Raw genomic sequence first — 5,424 nt, 5'->3', positions numbered from 1 at the left:
GCTGGCGAGATCTTGAAGGCTAAGAACGGCAGAACTAAAACAGCTCCGTGGACAACACCCCCGCCCACAGGCCAAACCCACGGCCTGATGGACGGCCTACGGTTCGGGCGCTTGCCCACCTCGCACCGAGCCTCTCTCTCAAATACTGGAGGGATAAAGGAACGCCCTCCGGGCGCTGTTATCTGATATAGGCTTGTTTTTGATCACTCAAGATCACAACGGAGGTAATTGGACACACTGCCAGCCGAGATTTGCAGATCCTCGGCTATATCGCGGTTGCTGTAGCCCATTGCTTTGAGCCGCAATACTTCCGGCAGCAGCTCTGCCGCTTTGCTGGGCCTGCCCCCGCCCTTGGATACCTTGCCGCCCTTAGCCCCTCTCCGCGCTTGGATCTCGGGGGTATGTGTCCGATCAACGTAATCCGCAAACGAGGTCGGGGTAAGGTGCCGCCAGATCCAACGGGCGATACTCTTGGCAGTTGCCTTGATCTCACTATGGGGCAACGGGCCGCCCTGCTCGCGTCCAAACGCATTGGCGCTCTCACAGGCAGCTCTCACCGCATCCGCCCATGCGTCGTATCCATTGGGCCGCCAATGCTCCCGCACTGCGCTGTAGCCCCATTCCCGCACGTTATCGAACACAGTGACGTTACGCCCCAGCCCACTAGCCTCTTTGCCGCTGCGGCGGTTGTAGGCCGCTAAATCCGCATCTGGGCAGAACTCGGCGAGGTAGTCGAGGGAATAGGGCGCATGGTTATGCCATACCGTCCACCAATCGCTGTGTACGGGGTTTTTGGTGATCAACCCAACGTACCCCATGTCAGCGCCCAGCTTCTTCGCCAGCACGTGCTCTATAGCCGCTAGATAGCGCAGTGGCTTTAGCATGGCTGCATTGGTACGCGCCACTGGCGCTGCCAGCAGATAGCCAAGATGGTAGTTGCCGTTTTCGGGGTTGATCGCGATCCAATGCGGCGCAGGCAAGCCACGCTCTCGCCACTCTTGATACCCTTCTCGCCGCTGCTCATAGGGCTTTCTGTCCACATCAAACACAATGCAGGAGACATACGGCGGTGGGTTGTGCTGAATGTGACGGAAGGCCAGCGCAGTTGCCTGCGGGCGGATATGCAGACCCAACGCCGGATCGTCGGTGCAGTAGGGGCGGAGGGGGAGCCGTTCGACGAATTCGGCGGCTTGAAGCGCTGGTTTTACCATCGATCACCGCGCTTATTGGCGGTGCTGGGTTGTCTGAGAACGTGCATATGTTATGCTTTTCCTGTTCTTAGTGAACGGCCCCGAATCCTCTGTTGTCTCCCGCCAAGTTGACTAAACAGAGATTCGGGGTTTGTCTTTTCTGGACAGTACGTTACCGTACTAGCCACCCCACGGCAACTTCACCTATTCCAGCCGATAACCAGCGTCCAGATACACCTGCTCCCGCTCTCGTTTACCCACTGCGACCACGAAGACCAGCACCCGATCATCCTGTACCTGATACACCAACCGGTACCCAGCCCCACGCAGCTTAATCTTGTAGCAGTCCGGCAGCCCATGCAGACGATTCGCCTCTACCCTAGGTCGCTCCAGCACCTCTGCCAGCTTCTTTTTGAACTGCTGGCGAACTGTATCGCCCAACTTCTTCCATTCCTTCCACGCTCGTGGGTCGAACTCAAGCTCAAAGGTCATCCAGCGACACCCTGATCCCTTTCTGGGGGCTGGCCAGCCGCTCACGAACAAGAACAAGCAATGCCTCCTCATCCTCCGTTACCACGGTCGTCCGAAAAGGCAGTCGTTCCTGAGAGGCCACATATTCCAGAGTTTGTCGCAGTAACTCAGATGGAGTTACACCAAGTCGTTCAAGTACCGCATACGAGCGGGTTTTCAGCTCATCATCGATGCGAAGGTTAATCGTCCCCATATCCAAACCCCAGGTGTAAGTACGTTTGTACTTACATATTAGCGTATTCTCTATTTTTAAGCTCAACTACTTGATAAAAAATATCATTAAGATGCTGTTGAATACCTTCATCCCCCCCAGTTTTAGCTAGGTATTCTCCTATGCTGACATAGGCCATTAGAGTTAGTTTTTGTTGGTTTACGCTCTCTAACCCAGTAGAGATTTTGTGAGTGTCATCATAATAAAATTTCTTATTTATCAAAGAACAACCTTGCTCTCGCAATATTTTAAACGCGTCGCGGTAATCGTGACCCGTGATGCAAGCGGCAAGCAGTAAAGGGCTAAACTCTTCATCATTAATGTGTCTTAGATGTGTGCCTTCCATTCGAAGTCCTTTATGGTTGTTAGATGAACAAAATTACGAGCCACTATAGCGGACACGACTAGCGCAGTCTGTCGCGCCCGCTATAGTGGCCGCCAAGCGCAGCGCGGCAGAACGGGCTAGACCTTCATCCACCGCAGCAGCAGGGCCAACAACGCTATCCATGCCGCCACGTCCCAAGAAGGCCCCGCCAAGGCGCTGTAGAGCGGCCCAAGGCCCAACCAGTCCGCAGCACAGTACAGCAGGGCTTTCGCCGCGAACACGGCGGCCAGTACCGCCACCGTATGCCACAGCATCAGCCCCGGAAACCAATCACTCAATCGCACCTTAATCCACCTCCACACCTGCATCGAGCAGCCGTTGCCGCCATGTATCGGCGGACAACAGGGCATAGTGGGCCACATGCTGGCGCAGGCACTCGGTATCAATGACGATCCAGCGGCTGCCGTCGTCATCGATCAGCCAGTCGATGGTCGCATCGAGGAGGTCGATCAGCGGCTTTCCATCGGCCCATAGCCACGGGGAGCCTTGATAGCTCGCCAGTTCGTACCCAACCGGGGGAAACTGGCGAATATGCGCCACCGTGTCAGGAGTACCCAACCGACCTGATTTCATACCCGATCTCCTTAATTATTGTCACTGTGACGATATATCACATGCTCAACCCACGATCTCTCCGCTGCTCTTTTCGCAGCTCTGCAGCCCTGTCGGCGATCAACGCTGCGCCTTGATCAAGCTCTCCAGCGAGCTCTTGACTCCGGCCACACTGCTGTTCAATGACCCAAGTACTGCTCCGGTAACCCGGTTGGTCTGGTCCAAACTCCGGCCCATGCTGGCTAGCTCGCTCCTTGTGCTCTTCTCCAAGGCCACGAATGCGGTGTGTAAGCTGGCGCAGTGCGTCTCGTACCCTTCCAAGGTGCTCCCCAACTGCCTTTGCAAGCTCTCCAAAGACATCTGTTGCGCGTAGAGCTGCTGCCGCAAGTCCATCGTCTCGTTGTGGTGCCGCAGCTCCATCTGCTCCAGCCGCTCGATCAGTAGGCGTTCTAATTCGGTCATTTACTTGATCTCCACCGCCATCTTGCCACTTTGCGTTTCGTACGTTTTTCCCAATGTCGGAGCGAGGATGTAACTCTTGCCATCCTCCCGGACGAAGCTCACTCCGGCCGGAAGCTGCGCCAGCGTGGCTTTCGCGCTGCTGATCTCGCTGTTCAACCGCTGAACCTCGTTGCCCATCCAGCTCAATACCCCCCAGCTCCCCAGCCCGATCCCCACGGAGATGCATACCCCGAACAGCAAGGCTTTGAGCCAGACGCTGGAGATCAGCTTGAGGGTGTTGGCCTCGCTCCGGGCCTGCTCCAAGACCTCCTTCAATGGGTCGGTCGAGTCGGTGATCTGTTTGGGCAATCCCTTTATCCCGTCCCGGATAGCGTCCACGGTTGTATTCAGCTCGCCGTCCACACGCGTCTCTAAGTCTTTCTTGAGCTTGTCGAGCACCGCTTTCGCTAACTTCTCCACCTCGCCCAATTCCTGCTCTTGCCGCTGTTTGAGCCTCTCGCTCAAGCGTTCTTTCTGCTGTCCAAGATGATCCATAGAGTTCCCCTGTTAACCGGATAGCTTTGGGATAGCCCTCAGGCTTGATGCTGGTGTAATCGGCCCCTGTGCGCGTGATTTCGCACCCGAGCGATGTTTGTAGGTAGTCCTGCAGCTCCGCCGCATTGGAAATCACCCCCTGCGCGGCGGCACCAAGTAGGTGTTCGGTAATCTGCTTTTTGATGGCGCTCTTGTCGCTCTTGTCCTTGAACGCCTCAAAGTCGGGCCGTAGCAACCGCGCCCGGAGCGGGTCGTCTGGCCGCGCCCAGCCCTTTTCGTGGTTGTGTTTATCCCTCACCGCATCAAAGGCTTTACGGTGACCTGGTGGGGCCGGGTTGAACGATTTGCCTGTGCCCAGGTGAACACGGGGGATCAGGATGTGGACGTGAACCCCGCCATCCGGTTCGTCGTGCTGGACCGCCGTCAGGTGGACGTCTTCCGGCTCCAACCCAGCAAACGCCACCGCCTCGAAGTCCTCCAAAACCGCAGTAATCTCGTCGGCGGTCGGGGCCTCTTCCGTCGCCCACGAGATCACTGCGCTGGCGTAACGATGCTGGAACGGAAGCGAGTCGGCCACCGCCGCAAACAACACCGGATCACCCCGCTGTACCGCCACACCTGCCCGTGGTGCACCTGTGTGGTCGTGCGAGCCCATGAGGTAGGCCGAAGCACGGGCACCGCTGCCCGTACCGTGGGAAAGGAATTTAATGAGCATCGTCACGCCCTTTGGCCATAGGCTTTGGGGGTGGCGGCAACTGGGGCAGCAGGCGTCCCGCCTGTACCTCTATGCTGCGCAGCAGGGCCAGCACTTCCACCAGTTGCACCGACGAGCCGGCCAACCGGCATTCGTTCAGAGCTCGGGCTATCTGGTTGAGGTTGTTGCTCATCCCGGCCAACTGGCGCATCAACGCCGGATCGGCATCGTTGCTGGTATCGCGGACACGGACGGGACGGCGCTGGGGCGTCGGCAAATTCGTCTGCTGATTGGCATCCACCGCCCCCCGGATCCAGTCAGACAAACTGAGTCCAGAGGCGCTAGCACGTTCACGCCATTCGGCGGCGGTCGGCTTGTCGATCCTGACGCTGACGGTGGTTATCTTTTGGACCTTGGACACGCGGCCTCCGGCTGTGGTGTGTGGGGGATTGAAGGGGCATAGCCCCTCACCAGCCCCGTGTTACGTTGAGCCGCGAAGCAGGCTAAAACGTAATACGGGTGGGCTGGCTAATAACCAGTACAGCAAAAAAAGAGAGGGGCGGCAACTTGCTAATTATCGTCACGATGACACATAATCAATTACCGTTACAGTGACAGGAAATAGCACAATGAAGGACACCACGGATCAGGGTACTGGGGACATGTTTGGCATCAAGCGCGGACGGGGTAGGCCAAAGACAGGAGCAGCCAAAAGCGGGGCAGAACGGCAAGCAGCCTACCGTGCAAAATTGGCAGATATTAACGTCACGGTGACAATAAATAGAGAGCTGATAGATGGGCTGTCAGTACATTTGCAGGCGATCAGGGATGGATGGTCAGAAGTACCATTAACCCCAGAGCAGGC

At 57.0% G+C, this 5,424-nt stretch carries 10 protein-coding genes; 1 reads left to right on the top strand and 9 read right to left on the bottom strand.

Features of this window, described 5'->3' with window-relative positions; genetic code table 11:
* Positions 1-203: 203 nt before the first annotated feature.
* The 9 genes from AXW79_RS16965 to AXW79_RS16930 form a co-directional block, all read right to left on the bottom strand.
* Positions 204-1,211 (bottom strand): replication initiation protein, encoded by a 1,008-nt coding sequence (locus tag AXW79_RS16965; protein WP_043151496.1) that lies wholly within the window; start codon positions 1,209-1,211, stop codon positions 204-206.
* A 183-nt stretch (positions 1,212-1,394) separates the two neighbouring features.
* Positions 1,395-1,682, bottom strand: a complete 288-nt coding sequence (locus AXW79_RS16960; protein ID WP_005321942.1) for a type II toxin-antitoxin system RelE family toxin — start codon at positions 1,680-1,682, stop codon at positions 1,395-1,397.
* The gene (locus AXW79_RS16955; protein WP_011069626.1) at positions 1,672-1,914 is read right to left on the bottom strand and encodes a type II toxin-antitoxin system RelB/DinJ family antitoxin; all 243 of its coding nucleotides are present in this window, start codon (positions 1,912-1,914) and stop codon (positions 1,672-1,674) included. The genes AXW79_RS16960 and AXW79_RS16955 overlap by 11 nt, the downstream gene beginning before the upstream one ends.
* Before the next feature lie 31 nt (positions 1,915-1,945).
* Positions 1,946-2,278: a hypothetical protein gene (locus AXW79_RS16950; protein WP_005321955.1), complete on the bottom strand. Its 333-nt coding sequence runs from the start codon at positions 2,276-2,278 to the stop codon at positions 1,946-1,948.
* A gap of 116 nt (positions 2,279-2,394) precedes the next feature.
* Positions 2,395-2,601: a hypothetical protein gene (locus AXW79_RS23035; protein WP_129712442.1), complete on the bottom strand. Its 207-nt coding sequence runs from the start codon at positions 2,599-2,601 to the stop codon at positions 2,395-2,397.
* A 1-nt stretch (position 2,602) separates the two neighbouring features.
* The gene (locus AXW79_RS16945; protein WP_005321949.1) at positions 2,603-2,890 is read right to left on the bottom strand and encodes a hypothetical protein; all 288 of its coding nucleotides are present in this window, start codon (positions 2,888-2,890) and stop codon (positions 2,603-2,605) included.
* Between the two features lie 99 nt (positions 2,891-2,989).
* Entirely contained in the window at positions 2,990-3,331 is a 342-nt protein-coding gene (locus AXW79_RS23840; protein WP_011116720.1) for a hypothetical protein, read from the bottom strand.
* Complete coding sequence (locus tag AXW79_RS23835; RefSeq protein ID WP_011069625.1) at positions 3,332-3,865, bottom strand: hypothetical protein; 534 nt, start codon at positions 3,863-3,865, stop codon at positions 3,332-3,334. It lies immediately after the preceding gene.
* Positions 3,866-4,569: 704 nt separating this feature from the next.
* A complete protein-coding gene (locus tag AXW79_RS16930; RefSeq protein ID WP_011116719.1) occupies positions 4,570-4,980 on the bottom strand; it encodes a MobC family plasmid mobilization relaxosome protein in 411 nt (136 codons plus the stop codon).
* Between the two features lie 208 nt (positions 4,981-5,188).
* Here AXW79_RS16930 and AXW79_RS23475 point away from each other — a divergent pair.
* The coding region (locus AXW79_RS23475) for a hypothetical protein (RefSeq protein WP_063977650.1) at positions 5,189-5,424 on the top strand (236 nt) is incomplete at its 3' end.

The organism is Aeromonas salmonicida subsp. salmonicida, from assembly GCF_001643305.1.
Classification (GTDB): domain Bacteria; phylum Pseudomonadota; class Gammaproteobacteria; order Enterobacterales; family Aeromonadaceae; genus Aeromonas; species Aeromonas salmonicida.
This window is presented reverse-complemented; position numbering and strand designations above follow the sequence as displayed.